The following is an 18,562-nucleotide window of genomic DNA, read 5'->3' as shown; positions in this document are numbered from 1 at the left end:
TTTAAATCGGAGAGTGTGCGATGAATCATCAGCATAAACAAGACAACAATTACCCCAAAGCTTTTGCAATATCGGCAGGCGTATTTGCTGCGTTCCTGCTGTTAAGTTTTTTTTGGATGCTGAGCCAACCAGCTGTTGAGTTTGGAACCGGCGGGTTAATTGTGAACTATGGTACCGTCGACGAAGGAATGGGCGATGATTATATGAGCTTGGATGAGCCTTCAATGGATCCCAACGCTAATCAAACACAACCTGATAAAGTTGTACCAAATGAAGAACCTACACCGGTAGCCTCGCAAGAAACCAATGATAAAACAGTGGTTACACAAGACGTAGAGGATGCCCCCGCGGTGGTGACTAAAGAGAAAGCAAAACCGACTTCTACTACACCTACCATTACACCGGAGAAGAAGGAAAGCAAACCGACCGTTAACCCCAACGCCCTTTATACCGGCAAGAAGAATAAAGGAGTGGGTGTTGGCGATGGTACGGGATCGACCCCTGGGAATCAAGGTAGTTTGCAAGGGAATAATATGGCCACTAATTACGGTGAGGGTGGCTCGGGTAATGGCCTTGTAGGCTTACCCAACAGATCTTTTGCAGTAAGGCCGCAGATAGAAGATAAAGGTCAGCTTTCCGGTCGGATTGCGGTAGAAATCACAGTAGATCGGAATGGCGTGGTAACCCGTGCGAGAGCAGGTGCTAAAGGCACCACCTTGTCAGACGCTTCACTTTGGGAAAAATGTGAAGCGGCGGTTAGAAATGCACGGTTAAATGCAACCGACGGAGGACCTGAATTTCAATCGGGTATTGTAGTGTTCAACTTTAAAGTAAAGTAAGCACTCGTTTTCCATATCATGAACTATATTGAGGTAATTGATTATCTATACGGCCGTCTTCCGATGTTTACACGGGACGGCTCTTCTGCTTTTAAGAAAGATCTAACCAATATTCGCGCACTTTGTGCGGCCTTGGAAAACCCGGAAAAAGCATTCAAAGCTGTACATATAGCAGGCACTAATGGCAAAGGGAGCAGCTCACATATGCTGGCAGCGGTTTTACAAACAGCTGGATATAGAACCGGTTTATATACCTCTCCTCACCTTTTGGATTTCAGAGAGCGAATAAAAATTAACGGGGTATTGATACCGCAGGCCTACGTAATCGATTTTGTCAAAAACAATCAATCGTTGATCGAAACGATACAGCCTTCTTTTTTTGAGGTTACCGTCGCCATGGCTTTTCGTTATTTTGCTGATATGCATGTTGATATTGCGGTTATTGAAACCGGCCTAGGTGGTCGGTTAGATTCCACAAACATCATCAGCCCGATCGCTACTTTGATTACCAACATCGGTTATGATCATATGAACATGTTAGGGAATAGCCTAGCGGAAATTGCCTATGAAAAAGCCGGCATCATAAAAAGTCATACGCCCATTGTTATCAGCGAGCGGCAACAAGCTATAGAACACGTTTTTATCAATCGAGCACAAGAGTTGGTGGCACCCATTTTCTTCGCCAGTGATGAATGGAAAATAGATGAAATCGCAGTGGACACCGAGTTCCAATATCTAAAAGCAATACCTGAAAAAGAAAAGCCGTTTGAGACCTTGGAGCTGTGTTTGGATTTAAGAGGAAGCTATCAACAGAAAAATCTGCCTGGTGTTCTTAGCACGATCCGTATATTGAAGGAAATTGGTTTCACCGTTTCCGAAAACGAACTAGTCGATGGTTTAGAAGGGGTTCAAAAACTTACCGGTTTGATGGGCCGCTGGCAGAGGTTGTCGGCACAACCCTTAACGATATGCGATACGGGACACAATGAGGACGGCTGGAAAGAAGTAATTAAAAATATTACCCGTACACCCTTTGAAAAACTTCATATGGTTATTGGAGTAATGCGCGATAAGGACCTTGAGCACATGCTAACCTTGCTTCCTAAGGAAGCCAATTTCTACTTTTGTAGCCCCGCTTTCCAACGGGCTCTTCCGGCAATAGATTTGCAGTCACAAGCCGCTAATTATGGATTAGTTGGGGAGGCCTATGATAGTGTACAGCATGCTGTAGAAACTGCCGGACAAATCGCGTCAAAAGAAGATCTGATTTTTATCGGGGGAAGCACCTTTGTGGTGGCAGAAGCCTTGCCACTCTTTCAATGAAATTTGTTAGGGTAATAATATAAGATGGCGTCAAAAAAGTGCTACGTTTGAATAACACTTTTTTGACACCTCTTTATCTCTAAATTATTTTCCTTCTCTCGAAAGCGAATAAGGCACGTCCTCGTTTCCGACACCACGTGTCTTGTTCGGTTGACTGCCCATCTCAAACTGAATGGTTGCTCCTTTTACCAGTTCTTCATGCGAAAAGAAATTTTTAGTATAGGCTTTGCCATTAAGTAAAAGCTTAGCAATAAACCTGTTATCTAAACTATTATTAGGGGCATCCAAGCTAATCTCTTTCCCTGTGGGCAATTTAATCTTAGCATGCTTAAATAAAGGCGCTCCGATAACATACTGGTCGGTTGCAGGCGCCACCGGATAAAAGCCCAATGCTGAAAACACATACCAAGCCGAGGTCTGCCCATTATCTTCATCACCGCAATACCCATCAGGGGTAGGCAAGTACATTCTATTCATGGTTTCGCGAACCCAATACTGTGTTTTCCATGGCTCGTTCGCATAGTTGTATAAATAAATCATGTGTTGAATTGGCTGATTCCCATGAGCATATTGACCCATATTTGCAATCTGCATTTCTCGAATTTCATGAATTACCTGCCCGTAATAACTATCATCGTAAATAGGCGGCAACGTAAATACGGAATCCAGTTTATTAGCAAATGCTTCTTTACCCCCCATTAAATCGATCAGTCCTTGTATATCATGAAATACGGACCAGGTGTAGTGCCAACTATTCCCTTCGGTAAAAGCGTCTCCCCACTTGAAAGGATTAAAAGGTTTTTGGAAATTTCCATCTTGATTTTTACCCCGCATTAAACCCGTTTCAGGATCGAATAACTTCTTATAATTTAAACTTCTTTTTTTATACAGTTCAATTTCCTTTTTTGGTTTATTCAATTTCTTAGCAAGCTGATATATGGCAAAATCATCATAGGCATATTCCAAAGTCCGAGCTGCATTTTCATTGATGTTTACATCATAAGGCACGTAGCCCAGTTTATTGTAAAAATCAGCTCCTGCACGACCTACCGCAGTTAGCGGACCGGCATGATTGGCCCCATGCAGCAAAGCTTCATATAAGGTTTCAATATCGTAGCCGCGTAGACCTTTAATATAAGCATCAGCCACTACAGACGCCGAATTATTACCAACCATGACATTTCTTAAGCCGGGACTTGCCCATTCAGGAAGCCACCCACTTTCTTTATACGCGTTTACCAAGCCTTCTTGCATTTTGGTATTCATTTCGGGGTACACGAGATTCAGGAATGGAAATAGACACCGAAACGTATCCCAAAAGCCTGTGTCTGTGAACATATACCCCGGAAGTACTTTTCCATTATAAGGGCTATAATGCACTACCTTTCCATTCGCATCATATTCAAAAAACATGCGTGGAAATAAAAGTGTACGATATAAATTTGAATAAAAAGTACGCACCTGGTCAATACTGCCCCCTCCTACTTCTACCCTACTTAAAGCCTCATTCCAAACATCCTTACCCTCCTGTTTCAAGGTTTCAAAACTCTTATTCCCAATTTCCTTTAAATTTAATGTCGCTTGCTCATGACTTATAAAAGAGGAAGCGACTTTGATGTTGATCTGCTCACCTGCTTTGCTAGTTTTGAAGTGTATCAGCGCTCCAACATGTTCTCCGGTAGACTCTAAAATTCCACTTCGAAGTGTTTCTCCGTTAAAAACAGCAACACCGTCGAAGTCCCGATCAAATTCCATCACAAAATAATTCTTGAAATTTTCCGGTACTCCTCCACTATTCTTAGTAGAATAACCAATAATTTTGTTCTCATTCGGAATCACTTTGATATAAGATCCTTTATCAAAAGCGTCAATTACGACATAAGCACTGTCTGTTTTCGGAAAGCTCATTCTAAACCGCGCTGCTCTCTCCGTCGGAACGATCTCTGTTGTTACATCATGATCAGCTAAATAAACACTATAGTAGTATGGAGTTGCGACTTCTGCTTTATGAGAAAACCAGCTTGCACGGTCATCTTCTTTAAAACGGGCTGCCCCGGTAACCGGCATAATCGCAAACTGGCCATAATCATTCATCCAAGGTGATGGTTGGTGGGTTTGCTTGAATCCCCTGATTTTATCAGCATCGTATGTATACATCCAACCGTCGCCCATTTTTCCGGTTTGCGGCGACCAAAAATTCATACCCCAAGGGCGAGCTATCGCCGGATAAGTATTGCCGGTTGATAGGCTGTGTTTTGACAGGGTACCCACAAGCGTACTTACATAATCGACAGGATTCGACACAGTTTTCACTTCCTGCCCACAAAGCGTGGAAGTAACAAGGTACATAGAAAATAAAAGGATAATGCGTTTCATTAGATTTTAGTTTTGCTTGATTCAATATAGTGCTGACTTTGGTTAGTGAAAAATAAGCTCACGGAGCTAATATATAGAAAATTTTCAATATTGCTAAAACGTTAAAGCTATAAATTGCTTAGAAGTCGCAAGCTCGTTCCGGAACAGATGGCTGACGAAGCATTCTTAACGTCAAACAACGTTTAGCATTCGCTATTAAATTTCGGATGGAAACTTCTGCAAGCGAATATTGAGCGAAACTAAAAAGTACCGTGCGAGTCGATTATTTTGCATATCCATAATACTATTACCTAAAATTTCTCTCCTAACACCTGTATTTTTATTAAACAGGTCAAAACCCTGTAAGCGGATCGCCAGCATATCATTTTGTAGAAAAGACTTCTCTATGTAGACATTGAGCAACGTTGGGTTTGCGCTAATCGAACTACTATACCCGGAGTTAAAATTTTGCGAAAAATCGGCACTGATAATCCATTTTTTAGGAAGATAGCCTTTCCCACCAAAACCAAGACTAAATGTATTAGCGCCCGCGTCCATAAAAGATGGAATATTATACCTTATCTTATTTATCGTATAACTGCTCCGTAAATCAGCCTCCAACAAATCTTCAATTTGAAAGTTGACCTGCAAATTTTGGGAAAATATCATGTTTCGGCCAACATTTCTCACATTATTGATATAAGTTAGATTATTGGTGTAATCCATTGAACCATTCAAATTGAGCGTCAGCACCTTTCCTGCCAGCGGCGCACTATAATGATAAAAGCCTCTTAAGTCATAATAGCCATTTGCATTTAAAAACGCTGTTTCCTGTATGGTGCTATTAGGTGTACTTATCCGATTTGTCACTACTTTATCCTGTATATGCGTAAAGGAGAAATTGGTAAAAAGCGAACTCCCATTTTGTATGTTGAAGCTTCTGTACTGAACACTCACCATATTCATAAACTCCGGTTTCAAATTAGCATTTCCAACTACAATATACTGTGGATTTGATACATCCCTAATTGGTTGAATTTGTGTAAATGCAGGCTGGTTGTTTTGTCCTCTATAATTTAACGAGAGGTTGCTGGTCTTATTAATCGCATATTGCAAGCGGGCACTGGGAACAAAGTTCAAATTATTAATATGCGTTACCACGTCTCTAGAAGGCGTTTTCCCATCCAACTTCGTGGGTTGCAAGGCAAAGCCAACGGTATACTTCAGTCGATCAAGACTGCCCTGGTAATTAATACCGAATTGATGCGTCTGGAAAAGGTAATCGTAATCAATACTTAAAGAATCTACCAACGACTCCCGAGCAGTAACAGAATCTATATCGAAGGTATTTCTAGCATTTGCAATGGAGTTAGATTCATATTGATAATTCAACTCCAAATAACTTCGTTTGGTTACCGGCTCCATATAAGACATACCCAGTAACATACTTCTATTATAGCTGAAGTTGCCTACCCGTTGCAAAAACTGCCGGTATCCGACCTGAGGATTATTATAACCTGAATCAATACTCGTTGAAAAATCATTTGCCACATCGCTTCTGGTACGCTTATAATACTCAAACTTCGCGATTACACTTAGGTTTCTACCTCTTGTCGGAAAACGATGATTATAAAATAAATCGATATCAAAGTTCGGATCACTATACGTGCCCGAAGTTTTATAAAGCCTGTCTGTGAACACTCTTTTATCCGTTATTGCGCTGTGGCTCTCATTTAATAAATCATTTGTAATATAGGAGGCCGTAGGCGTGATTTTCAAGTAATTTGCCGTATCAATATTCGCCTCCACTGTCCATGTAAGCTTATGCTTGATATTATCTGAAAGTGACTTTACTTCATCGAGGGAATTAATCTGCCGATTTTGATAAATACTGGTTAATCGAGTTGTTCCGATTGTTTGATTTCTACGCTTCGTAAATGTATAGCCCCCATAGACAGATACCCCTTTTGCCACTTCGTCCCGATAGTTCATGCCTATGGAGCTTGCACTATTGATACCATCCCCTCCGTCAATCATGCTACTTAAATCAGTGCCATCACGGCTACCGGCTCCACTGATATCGCCAAAGCTAAATAAGCTGGTATTCGTATTATTAGTGGATCCTAAAATAGATACTTGCTTATTCCCTTTAAACTTATTAGCCGAGAAACTACCGATATATCTGCTATGCGCCTTGTCATTCGCATCCACACCGCCTCCGGCGGTAACCTGACCGAAAGTTCCAAAATTTTTATCTTCTTTAATGGTGACATTCAACACTTTTTCCGGTTCTGTATTTTTGATGCCGGTTATGTTAGCCTGATCGCCATAGTCATCTATGATCTGCACATTTTCTACGATCTCCGCCGGTAGGTTGCGTGTCGCGGTCAACACATCACCATCAAAAAAATCCTTTCCATTTACCTTCACTCTGGTAACGCGCTGCCCCTGCGCGTCAATATTCCCATTTCTGTCTACCTGTAAACCCGGCATCTGCTTGATCATTTCCTCTAATAGAGCGTTCTTACGAACGGAATAAGCCTTTGCGTTATATTGAATTGTGTCTTGCTTGATCACAACCGGAATAACGCCATATACGGCTATTTCCTGCAGTTCATGTGGTTGCTCCTTCAAATTAACGGTTACAAGCTCCGTTATGGGCAGTAATACATTGGAAGTATAATGCCTTTCGAATAATTGAAAGCCAATCAGGCTAAAGGTTAGTTTAAAATCACTGGCCGCTACCTTGTTAAAAATGAAACGTCCATGCTCGTTTGTGCTGGCCATCATTGTATCACTTTTTGCGTAGAGCCGAACAGTCACACCCACAAGCGGCCTGCCGGTAGAATCTTGCACTACACCGCGCACCTCTCTTGTCTGTATCTGTCCCTTTGCAATTGTAACAAAAGAAAAAATCACAATTATGCAAACCAATGCCCTGTGCATATAATATTTTAATCCTACCGATGCTTTATTAGTAACGAGAAATAACTTTAAATCTTATAAACACTCTAATATAGTTGAATTAATGCTTATTTCATCTGCAAATATTTTTTTTATCCATAGGTTGGGGCCTGTCTGATCGGCGATGATACCGATCCAGCTGACGCACGTTAGCACATAAGCCGTCAAAAAATTTACAGAGTTGTTGCTTAGTCATAAAATTTAAAGATGGATATTTAAAGCGATCGGCTCTGTAATTTATATTATGGTATTTATGATTCAATAAAAAAAGGAAAGCCCTAGTTTATCACTAAAGCTTTCCTTTTAAAAAATTATTAACAGCGCTTACTCCGCGTTATAACTTACTTTAGGTATATGTTTGTCGATTTCCCAACGGCCGGTTCCCTCTTCTCCAATAACATCAAACATTTCTAAAATTCTTCTTGCTACATATTCTTCTTCAATTTGTTCCGCCAAGAACCATTGAATAAACTGAAAGGTAACAAAATCTTTCACTTTAAAGCATTTTTCAGCGATGTTGTTAAATTGAGCGGTCACATGCATTTCTTGTTCCAACGCCAATTCAAAAACACTTCTGAAAGATTCGAAATCCTTTGGTACGTTAACAATTTCCGGCGAAATGGCCTTTCCTCCACGATCGTTAATATAATTAAACAGTTTCAGCATATGGTGGCGCTCTTCATCAGCCTGTTTGGCAAAATAACCCGCGCTGAAATCGAAGCCTTGATCATCACACCAAGACGACATAGCTAAATAAATAGCAGAGGAATGCGCTTCCACTTTAACCTGCTCATTTAATATTCTTTCTATTTCTTCATTTAATGAAGTTTTTAATCTCAATAGATCTTTCATATTCAAAATCGTTAATACTTAGCGGCGATAAAATGCCGTTAATCTTTATACAAAGATAACAGAAACGAGACTTAAGTTGCTTAAAATAAAATCAATACGTATTCAGTCTAAATTACTAAACCGCATTAACACATTCAAAGACGGCCTCGTCTCCTAGACGAGGGAATGCAATAAAGCGCTCAATGGATGAGGGGGTTACGACCGCTAGACCTTGATAACTAATAACTTTGCAGGGAAGATACTTTCAGACAGTCCTTAATGACACCAGGTAATTCCATCATAAATTTAGCCCCTTGCATCAGTTCTTTTAATCTCACTACTTCAGTCACATTCAACACAAAGCAACGTTGAGATCTAAAAGGCATCAAAATGGTTAAATCAGAGCTTGAAGTAGGCGCACATAACAATTCATCGACAGCTATGGTATCCACTTGTTTTCTAAAACTTATAAAATCGGCCACTTTAAAAGGCGTACAATCACCTGCAAATTCCAACCAGTAGCAGTTTTTATTGCTGCATTGTAATACAGCGCCATGTTCTGTTCTAAAAATCTCCTCTAAACTTGCAAGACCACAAAGCATATTCTGCAAACATTTTAATTTTACCAATGCGAATATAGCGATTATGTATAATCAGTCCAAATTAATGAATATTATTTTTCACTATTTCTTGCTGATTGAGAAGCGTTTCTAAATAATTCCGAACAGAGACCCTCCCCGACTAGCTAATTGATCAACCCGTTTTTCGATTTCGGGCACCTTTTCCAGAGGTGGTGCATGGTGAGGTTTGTTACGCGCGTCAATAATCAGTGGCCCCTTACATCCCCAATGCTTATACTCGACAAAGCTATTGACGCCATAAATATCATGCGAAGGATTGCTTCGTGTAAAGCACACCCAAACGAAATTATTGATATTTTCAGCCGTAAATTGCAGATCATCGCAAAGCACAATTAAAGCAATGCCGCTTAAATCCATGGATGTGAGCTCTTTTGCAAACACTTCCAGTTCGTCTTTCGCTTGCGGATAAGCAGTGAAAGGAGCTGCCTGAACAGCCAGTACACCGGGGACTACTATTTTTTTTTGTGCAAAGTTCCTGGGAAAATCTAGGCCGGCAGGCATTTCCGGCCACAAGATCCTCTTTACATTCCCCGCAGCGGCAAAGACTACCTTTGATCCCGAATTAAGTCCTTCGCCGCTATAATCGAGGGTATCTATCGTTGTCCGTGTATGAAAGTGAAGATCTCTTGCAAAATCCATTCGTGACAGTACATGCATAAGAAAAGCCGGAATATCATGTATATTCAATGAAGGATTATCCTCTTTCGCCGCTATAAACAAGTATTTAGCTAAACTTAACTGATTTTTTCCCAATACTTGATTGGCTATGGTTAATATCTCCTGCGGTCTATCGATTTTAAGATAAGGCGTATATCGTTCCGAACCAATGGCAAAAAGCAGCGGGTGTACGCCAGCCGCATCCACGGCATGAACAGCATGCAGACCATTGATTTCCTTAGGAATAGCCGGGCCGCTAATTTCATGAATCAATTCGCCAAAGCTTGTGTCTTCTTGTGGAGGTCTACCGACTACCGTGAAAGACCAAATAGCATGCTTGCGGTAATACACGTTATGTACATGCATCAGTGGGAACGGATGTACTAAGCTATAATAGCCAATATGATCACCAAAAGGCCCTTCGGGTTTATTTTCATTGGGATACACTGTTCCTGTAATAACAAAATCGGCATCGGCGGAAATACAAAATCCTTCACTGTCGTAAAAATAGCGAAACCTTCTGTTACCAAGTGCACCCGCAAAAATCATTTCTGAAAGCCCTTCCGGTAAAGGCATTACGGCTGCCAAAGGGTGAGCAGGGGGCCCTCCAACAAAGATGCTCACTTTGAGTGGTTTTCCACGTTCGTTGGCCTTTGTCTGATGCACACCTATTCCCCTATGGAGTTGGTAATGAAGCCCTACTTCCTTGTCTTTTATATAATCATTTCCACCAAGTTGGATACGGTACATGCCTAAATTGGCCTGCATAATCCCAGGCTTTGTCACATCTTCCGTATAAACCTGGGGCATGGTAACAAAAGCCCCCCCGTCCATTGGCCAATTAACAACCTGCGGTAATGCACTGATCGTCGTCTTACCATAGTTTATCGGACTATTCTTACCAACTTTCATGGGTAGAGCCGACAATGCATTTAAAGAAATGCTGGCATATTTTAACGGGTTTTTAAGCGCTCGCATGGGATCCATTTTAAGATCGACCATCAATTTCATTTTATGAAGGGTATCCCTAAACATGAAGCGCGACCGCTCGAGCGTACCAAACAGGTTAGACACCGCAGGAAATTTGCTCCCTTTTACTCGCTCAAACAGAAGAGCTGGGCCACGATGCTCATATACGCGCAAATGAATCGCAGCCATTTCCAAATACGGATCCACCTCCTCTTTAATCCGCACTAGGTGTCCATTTTGTTCCAAATCTCTTACACATTCGGCTAAGCTTTTATATCCCATGTAATTTCATTTCTCTTGGCGCCAAAATAGACAAAAAGCCCTTTTTTCACAAATATTTAGTCCTTATCTTAAGCCACAGTAATAGCTTCGGAGCGAATAACCGAGGCCAGCGAAACATCTACGCCCGTATAAAGAGATAGAGGCCTTCGCAGTTTGGCCAAAATTCACATTAATGCATAGCAATTGTTACTGCTTTGCCTTTTTACGAATTTGAATATTTGTTATCTTCGTTCTTAGGTCGTCATTTGCTTTCGTCGTACTTTTAAGGGTACTATAAAAGGCTTCACGTTATATCTAAGGCATTTCTATGGATGAAATACGAAGGCGCTTTGGTGAGATATCAGAAAAATATGACCAAGAGCGCGAACAATTAATCCCCTGCTTTCAGGACTTCTATCATATCAGTCTTCCACTGATACAGAACCATTACCATGCAGAAAATCTGTTGGATATCGGAGCGGGAACCGGCTTATTTTCTTACTTCGTCTATCAAGTTAATCCAAAGCTAAAGTATACGCTGCTCGACATATCGCCTGAGATGCTTGCTGTTGCGAAGAGACGGTTTACCGGTTTAAGTCACTTTTCTTACCTGGAGATGGATTACAGGGAACGTTCTCTTCCCGGAAAATATGATATCATTATTTCTTCGCTCTCAATCCACCATTTAACGGATCAGGAAAAATCCATTCTTTACCAACGGATCTTTAAAGCTTTGAAGCCAGACGGCTTGTTTATTAATGCCGACCAAGTAAAAGGTCGTACACCGGCGATCGACAATTTTTACCAAGATCAATGGCGTCGTTCGGTTATTGAATCAGGACTGAGTCAAGAAGCCATACAAAATGCGTTTAAACGGACTGCTATGGATAAGCTTGCTCCCCTATCCTGGCAATTAAACGAGTTGCAACGGATCGGCTTTAATGAAGTGGATTGTATTTACAGATACCACAACTTTGTAGTCATGATTGGCAGGAAGAGCTAAAATTTAACCGCATTTACTCCAAATCTATTCAGAAAGTCGACACCCTCATCCGATGTTAAGCCTTTGTATTCAGCATAAGAGTATTTATACAGCACTTTGACGATACCTGCTGAGTAAATTAACCGAGCGCAGGGTAAACAAGGTGATAACGTAGTATACAAGGTTGCACCTTGTAAACCTGCTCCATTTTTTACCGCATATAAAATGGCATTCTCCTCGGCATGTAAAGCCAATGAACAACTTCCTTTGGAATCGCGAGCACACCCTTCCAATGGCCACTCTTGATCGCAGTTATGCGTCCCGGACGGAGGTCCGTTATATCCGATCGATATAATTCTGGTATCCTTTGCCAATACTGCCCCTACATGCGCCTTTACACAATGAGAGCGTTCGGCAAGCTCGAGTGCCAAATTCATAAATATTTCATCAAAACTAGGTTTTGTCATCTCTTCTGATTGTTACATTGCAAAACTGTTACAGAGCCACTTAATGATAAAAAAATAGGGGCCTCAAGCGTAAATAACTTTACTTAACAGTGTTACAAAAATAGAATTAAAGCCCAAAATTCCTGTGACTTTTTTCAACAGAAACTTCCATTTAATATTTTTTTCTTATACTTGCAGCTCAACCAAGTAATGAAAATATGATTGAAATAATCATTTCCGGTGTTGGTTTAGGAATTATTTTATCTTTTCTGACCGGCCCGGCTTTCTTCGCATTACTGAAAACAAGTATAGAAAAAGGCTTCTATGGTGGTCTTTCTTTTGCATTTGGCGTATTCGTAGCCGATGTCATGTATGTAGCACTTGCCCTATATGGATCTTCTTACATTGCTCGTGAAAAAGAGATTCTTTTACCTCTTGGCATTATTGGCAGCTTTGTATTACTAGGTGTAGGCATTCATTATATTCGCAAAAAAGTCACCATCAAACGCACGAAGTGTCTATCTAAAAAAGAGCATAGTGGGTACTTTATTAAGGGGTTAGCCATGTGTATTTTCAACCCAACACTGCTACTTTATTGGATTAGTGTGACAAGTGGCGTTGTTTCTATCAGTAATACCTTTGATTTAAAGCGGATCGTACCTTTTTTTGCTTGTGTACTTTTCACTCAGTTAGGCATTGATTCGTTGAAAGCTTTTTATGCCGACAAGCTAAGTCATAAAATCGAAGAATGCACATTGAATAAAATCAATAAGTTCGCCGGTGCGCTCATTATCGTTTTTGCTTTGCGATTGATGTATGAGTTGGTGTTTACGCATACGATTATCTAAGGAATAAGGAAGTAGTTAGTTTAGTTAGTAGGGAAGCTGTATGGAAGGTTTTTACCTCCCCTATTTTAACGGTACCATTTTCGTCGACTGCCCATAAGCAACGGATTAGCTATTCGTTTATTCTAAAAATCCGGGTAGCATACATTCATATGCTCAAGAAAACTTTTTATTAAAAAAACAGGCTGAGATAAACCCGACCTGTTTTCCATCTTTTGCTATTTAGCTTTTAACTGTACTAAGCCGAGTAGTAGGCACGTACGTTTTTACCTTCCACCCAATTCATAAAAGCGCGGTTGACTACTTTGTTCCCACCAGGCGTCGGGTAATCCCCTGAAAAGTACCAGTCGCCTTTATTCTTCGGACAAGCGATATGTAAATCTTCCAACTTTTGGTAAATCACTTCTACCTTTGCTTTGATATCAATCGGAGTCACAATACGCGCAATCTCAGCTGATATTTCCTCATATGTGAATGGTTCATAAATAGCTTTGACATGATTTGGCACCAATGTTTTATCCATATCCAATGATTCCACACATTTTTGATATACGTCATCAATGATGTAATTCATGCCATTTTTTCGCAATAGTGAAATGGCAGCCTCAAAAGCAACAAATTCACCCATTCTAGACATATCAATACCATAACAATCAGGATAGCGTATTTGCGGAGCAGATGAAACAATGATAATCTTCACCGGATTTAAGCGATCCAAAATTTTCAAGATACTTTGTTTTAAGGTCGTGCCACGTACGATGGAATCATCAATGGCCACAATGGTATCCTCACCGCTCTTCACCACACCGTAGGTTGTATCGTATACGTGAGCCACCATATCTTGCCTATCCGCATCCTGCGTAATAAAAGTTCGTAACTTCGCATCTTTAATGCTCAGTTTCTCAAAACGAGGCGATATATTAAGCATATCCTCCAACTCGGTGTCCGATATCTTATCAGTCCGTTTTAATAAGGTATCTTTCTGTAATTTACGAACATACTCGTTAATTCCATCCGTCACACCATAAAAAGCTACTTCAGCAGTATTTGGAATAAAGGAAAAAACGGTATTTTTTATATCGTGATTGATCGCTTCTAAGATACTGGGGCATAACAACCTTCCCAACTGTTTCCTTTCCTGGTAAATCTCGGCATCGCTACCCCGTGAAAAATAGATACGCTCAAAAGAACAGGACTTTTGTTCTTCCGGTTCCCGAAACATTTCTTCGGTAATTGTTCCATCTTTTTTGATAATAAGCGCATGCCCCGGTTTAATCTCGCGAATATTTTCAAATTTGATATTGAAAGCGGTCTGAATAGCCGGGCGTTCTGATGTAACCACCGCTATTTCATCATCATAATAGTAGTACGCCGGTCTAATCCCTGCCGGATCGCGCATAACGAAAGCATCTCCATGGCCGAAAATACCACTAATGGTGTAGCCACCGTCCCATGTTTTTGCAGAACGACGAAGAATATTGGCAACGTCAAGATTTTTTGCAATAAGCGCACTTATTTCAACATTGGAATATCCTTCTTTTTTAAATTTATCAAAAAGCTCTTGGTTCTCGGTATCCAAAAAATGGCCTATCTTCTCCAAAACCGTCACAGTATCAGCCTGTTCTTTTGGATGTTGCCCCAATTCAAACAATTGTTCCAATAATTCATCGACATTAGTCATATTGAAATTACCGGCTATTACTAAATTACGACTCATCCAATTGTTTTGTCGCAAAAAGGGGTGGCAATTTTCAATGCTATTTTTGCCATGGGTTCCATAACGCAAGTGTCCCAGTAGGACTTCGCCAACAAAACTCATGTTCTCCTTTAACCAATGGGAATCTTGAAAGAGTTCGGGTTCAGCTTGTTGAATAGCCGCAAACTTCCGTTGAACATATTCAAAAATTTCCGAAACAGCACTTGGTCCCATTGCTCTATATCGGCTGATATACCGATTACCCGGCTTAATATCAAACTTAATGGTGGCAATACCGGCTCCATCCTGGCCTCGGTTATGTTGCTTCTCCATTAATAAATAAAGTTTGTTGATGCCGTACAGAGAGGTACCGTACTTCTCCTGATAATAAGAAAGAGGCTTTAGCAAGCGGATTAATGCGATGCCGCACTCGTGTTTGATTGAGTCACTCATAGTTGGAATTGAGCATGCAAAATTACATATTTAAACAACTTTGCAAAAAGAAAGCGACCTAAAAATAAACACCCCTATGTAAAAAAATTGGAGCCTCTCCCATCAAGAGGCTCACTGATTCAAACACTGCTGCCTGAAGATATTGGTTTGGTTAATTAGAGTTTCTCACCATGTTGACTAATATCTAATCCCATTTCCTCCTCTTCAGGAGAAACACGTAACTTGCTGATCGCGTTTGTCACACGCAATAAAACAAATGCTACAATAAATGTATAGGCTACAGACCCTATCAATCCTATAAGTTGCGCCCAAAACAAGGAGGTTTCGCCAAAAAACAACCCATCGGTGGCCACTATTGGGTTAACGTGCTTTGAAGCAAAAACGCCTGTTAGCAACATACCAACCATTCCGCCAACACCATGACTTGGAAAAACATCCAACGTATCATCCACATTCGAACGTGTAGTACGCCATTCAACCAGTAAATTACATATAATTGCCGTCACAACCCCTATAATCAACGAATGCGGAACCGTAACAAAGCCCGCCGCTGGGGTAATGGCAACCAAACCGACTACTACGCCGATTGAAACGCCCAAAGCGGAAGGCTTCTTCCCCCGTGCCGCGTCAAAAAAGATCCAAGCCAGTGCCGCAGCAGCCGATGCTGTAGTGGTTGTGGCCAGGGCTGATGCGGCCAAGTGATTTGCTCCAAAAGCAGAACCTGCATTAAAACCAAACCATCCGAACCATAATAGCCCCATACCAATTAAAACATAAGTAACACGGGCGGGATCATGTCCATTGCTATTCCCCCTCTTCAAGAAGATGGCAGACATGAACGCAGTTACACCGGCCGACATATGCACCACCGTCCCTCCTGCAAAGTCTAACACCCCCATGCTTGCCAGCAGACCTTCGGGATGCCAGGTGGCATGGGCTAAAGGAGCATATATAAAGACGAAAAATAAACAAACAAATAAAATATAGGAAGTAAACCGAATACGTTCAGCGAAAGCTCCTGTTATAAGCGCAGGTGTGATGATTGCGAATTTTAATTGATACATAGCAAAGACGGCCAATGGAATCGTAGGAGCTCCCACCCAATTTGGTCCGTCCAACACGCCCTTAAACATAAAAAAGGTGCAGGGATTTCCGACAATTCCGTGCCATGATTCGCCAAATACCAGACTAAAACCGAATACGACCCAAATAACGGCCACGATGCACATACAGATAAAACTTTGCAGCATGGTCGAAATTACATTCTTTTTCTTCACCATCCCCCCATAAAAAAAGGCCAATCCCGGAGTCATGATCAATACTAAAGCGGTAGACGTTAGCATCCAAGCCACATCTGCACCATCGTATTCCGCAGTAGCTCCACCCCCAGATAGAGGAACTGATGGAAAAATTAGCGCCAACAGCACTACAAGCAAAAGAAAAATAAAAGGAACAGTTGATTTTTTCGAATTCATATTATATTTTAACATAAGTTGGACCAAATATATACAATATTTCAAAAACAAAACACATATTTGTATTTTTTTAATACAAAAAATCAAAATAAATTAGAAATAACACAAAATAAAAAGAAAAACGTACATGAAAATATAAAACCACACCAAAAACAACACAGAATGAATTGATTTTCGAGTAAAAAACAGCAAATAAAAAAGAACAAAAAAGAAAGTGGAGAAAACAATGAAAAAAGAGAGCGGTTTAAAATCGATTAACTAGCCATAGGCAGGGACCGGAATGCTTGCCAACTACTTATTTAACCAAAAATCAAAAAACGCTAGTTTTAAAGTAAATCAAGCAGAAAAGCGGGGAATATTCCAAACAGAAGCGTTAACAAGCATAAAAGAAAGGCTACAATAAGCAAGCCGTTCATTGTTCCCGACTGCTTCGGTTCCATGTTTGTATTTTTTAGAAAAGCTTGTAGGGGAATCTTGAAATAAAAGAATAAGGCTACAACAGTAGTAATGGCCCCGGTAATCAATAGAAATAGCCAAGCCGGATTTGCGTTGCTTTCATAGGCATTAAGTACAGCCGAAAAGGTAAGCAATTTAGCGACGAAACCTACTGTCGGTGGTAAGCCGACGAGTGACACCATAAATAAGGTTAACACGCCCATAATTAACGGATTTGATCTCCCAAGTCCTTCGTATTGCGTAATTTCCGTAAAACCAAACTTTTCTTCCAAATAATCGGCAAGCATAAACACGCCCATATTCATTACCACATAAGAAACCAAAAAGAAAAAAAGAATCGGAAATGAACGCTCAGCATCCGTTAATATAATCATAACCAGAAAACCTGTGTGTCCAATGGATGAATAAGCCATCATCCGCTTCATATTACTTTGTCTAATCGCCACTAGATTCCCTAAAAGCATACTAATTATAGCGATGACAGCCAACAGGTAAAACAGCGGCATCGGTAATGCTACTGTGCTTTGAGACCAAGCTAAAACAAAGCGTCCTAAAAGCATAATTGCACCTACTTTTGGAGCCGTTGACAAAAAAGCGGTCACCGGTGTAGCTGCTCCTTGATAAACATCCGGACTCCAAAAGTGAAAAGGAACAAAGGATAGTTTAAACCCGATGCCCGTTAATACAAAAAGTGCGGCAACGATAAACACGGGGAGCGGCATGCTCATCAAGCTGGCTAAATGTTTCGGGTCAACGAAATTGAGACTTCCGGTATATCCATAAAAAAAAGAAAGTCCATACAGCATAATCGCTGAGCAAACCGTGCCGAACAAAACATATTTCATGGCGGCCTCACTCTGCTTATTATTCCTCGATAAATAAGCCACCATAATATAGGAACCTATGGATACCATTTCTATTGTTATATAAGCCATCAGCCAATTCACAGCAACAACCATTAAATTTAAGCCAATATGAATCGCCAACAGTACGCTCAGTAAATCATCTATTTTCTTTGGGTGCTTTCTCAGCGGCTGATTATAATACACGAACACACAAAACAGTAAGCAAACTACACTAACAAGTGCTTTGAGTGTTGCTCCATGCGTATCCGGTAGAATCATTCCGAAAAAAACGGGTTCAACAGCAGGAGAAAAGCGCTGCATAACTGCGGTAATACCAGCCAGGGTTATACCTATGAAAGTAAAACACCAAGTAAGCGTGGATTTTTCCTTCCGTGCAATGCCTGAGAAAATAGTCATCAGAAAAGTAATCGTCAATATAAATTCGGGCAAAAGGAAAGGCAACCCTTCCCAAACGCCGTTTAACAAATTACTGATTTGCGGAATATACGCTCTCATAAACAACA

13 protein-coding genes are annotated in these 18,562 nt (G+C 40.7%); 4 read left to right on the top strand and 9 right to left on the bottom strand.

What is annotated here, in order from left to right:
* Nucleotides 1-20 precede the first annotated feature (20 nt).
* On the top strand, nucleotides 21-839 hold the full coding sequence (locus ACH11B_RS11715) for an energy transducer TonB (RefSeq protein WP_130856379.1): 819 nt from the start codon (nucleotides 21-23) through the stop codon (nucleotides 837-839).
* An 18-nt stretch (nucleotides 840-857) separates the two neighbouring features.
* Nucleotides 858-2,162 carry a folylpolyglutamate synthase/dihydrofolate synthase family protein gene (locus ACH11B_RS11710; protein ID WP_013665500.1) on the top strand — a complete coding sequence of 435 codons (1,305 nt, stop codon included), beginning with the start codon at nucleotides 858-860 and terminating at the stop codon, nucleotides 2,160-2,162.
* Between the two features lie 84 nt (nucleotides 2,163-2,246).
* On the opposite strand, the gene ACH11B_RS11705 is transcribed toward ACH11B_RS11710, so the two are convergent.
* The 5 genes from ACH11B_RS11705 to ACH11B_RS11685 all read right to left on the bottom strand — a co-directional run bounded on the left by ACH11B_RS11705 (nucleotide 2,247) and on the right by ACH11B_RS11685 (nucleotide 10,861).
* Nucleotides 2,247-4,538 carry a GH92 family glycosyl hydrolase gene (locus tag ACH11B_RS11705; RefSeq protein WP_377612650.1) on the bottom strand — a complete coding sequence of 764 codons (2,292 nt, stop codon included), beginning with the start codon at nucleotides 4,536-4,538 and terminating at the stop codon, nucleotides 2,247-2,249.
* Nucleotides 4,539-4,733: 195 nt separating this feature from the next.
* Nucleotides 4,734-7,436: a TonB-dependent receptor gene (locus ACH11B_RS11700; RefSeq protein WP_377612652.1), complete on the bottom strand. Its 2,703-nt coding sequence runs from the start codon at nucleotides 7,434-7,436 to the stop codon at nucleotides 4,734-4,736.
* A gap of 369 nt (nucleotides 7,437-7,805) precedes the next feature.
* Nucleotides 7,806-8,333 carry a ferritin gene (locus ACH11B_RS11695; protein ID WP_013665497.1) on the bottom strand — a complete coding sequence of 176 codons (528 nt, stop codon included), beginning with the start codon at nucleotides 8,331-8,333 and terminating at the stop codon, nucleotides 7,806-7,808.
* Between the two features lie 218 nt (nucleotides 8,334-8,551).
* Complete coding sequence (locus ACH11B_RS11690) at nucleotides 8,552-8,914, bottom strand: DUF6686 family protein (protein ID WP_013665496.1); 363 nt, start codon at nucleotides 8,912-8,914, stop codon at nucleotides 8,552-8,554.
* Between the two features lie 108 nt (nucleotides 8,915-9,022).
* Nucleotides 9,023-10,861 (bottom strand): UbiD family decarboxylase, encoded by a 1,839-nt coding sequence (locus ACH11B_RS11685; RefSeq protein ID WP_377612654.1) that lies wholly within the window; start codon nucleotides 10,859-10,861, stop codon nucleotides 9,023-9,025.
* Nucleotides 10,862-11,168: 307 nt separating this feature from the next.
* Here ACH11B_RS11685 and ACH11B_RS11680 point away from each other — a divergent pair, with 307 nt between their 5' ends.
* Nucleotides 11,169-11,843 carry a trans-aconitate 2-methyltransferase gene (locus tag ACH11B_RS11680; protein WP_013665494.1) on the top strand — a complete coding sequence of 225 codons (675 nt, stop codon included), beginning with the start codon at nucleotides 11,169-11,171 and terminating at the stop codon, nucleotides 11,841-11,843.
* Here the strand turns inward: ACH11B_RS11680 and ACH11B_RS11675 are convergent.
* Nucleotides 11,840-12,289, bottom strand: a complete 450-nt coding sequence (locus tag ACH11B_RS11675) for a dCMP deaminase family protein (protein WP_013665493.1) — start codon at nucleotides 12,287-12,289, stop codon at nucleotides 11,840-11,842. The genes ACH11B_RS11680 and ACH11B_RS11675 overlap by 4 nt on opposite strands.
* Nucleotides 12,290-12,486: 197 nt before the next feature.
* Here ACH11B_RS11675 and ACH11B_RS11670 point away from each other — a divergent pair, with 197 nt between their 5' ends.
* Entirely contained in the window at nucleotides 12,487-13,116 is a 630-nt protein-coding gene (locus ACH11B_RS11670; protein ID WP_013665492.1) for a LysE family translocator, read from the top strand.
* A 235-nt stretch (nucleotides 13,117-13,351) separates the two neighbouring features.
* On the opposite strand, the gene ACH11B_RS11665 is transcribed toward ACH11B_RS11670, so the two are convergent.
* From ACH11B_RS11665 to ACH11B_RS11655, 3 genes are all read right to left on the bottom strand, one after another.
* Complete coding sequence (locus ACH11B_RS11665; RefSeq protein ID WP_149105303.1) at nucleotides 13,352-15,262, bottom strand: class II glutamine amidotransferase; 1,911 nt, start codon at nucleotides 15,260-15,262, stop codon at nucleotides 13,352-13,354.
* Between the two features lie 155 nt (nucleotides 15,263-15,417).
* Nucleotides 15,418-16,737, bottom strand: a complete 1,320-nt coding sequence (locus tag ACH11B_RS11660) for an ammonium transporter (protein WP_013665490.1) — start codon at nucleotides 16,735-16,737, stop codon at nucleotides 15,418-15,420.
* A 326-nt stretch (nucleotides 16,738-17,063) separates the two neighbouring features.
* Complete coding sequence (locus ACH11B_RS11655) at nucleotides 17,064-18,554, bottom strand: NADH-quinone oxidoreductase subunit N (protein ID WP_377612657.1); 1,491 nt, start codon at nucleotides 18,552-18,554, stop codon at nucleotides 17,064-17,066.
* Between the last annotated feature and the right edge of the window lie 8 nt (nucleotides 18,555-18,562).

This window comes from Olivibacter sp. EAT-5, assembly GCF_044784325.1.
GTDB classification, from domain to species: Bacteria; Bacteroidota; Bacteroidia; order Sphingobacteriales; family Sphingobacteriaceae; genus Olivibacter; species Olivibacter oleidegradans.
Note: the sequence above shows the minus strand (reverse complement) of the source record. Positions and strands in the feature narration are given on the sequence as shown.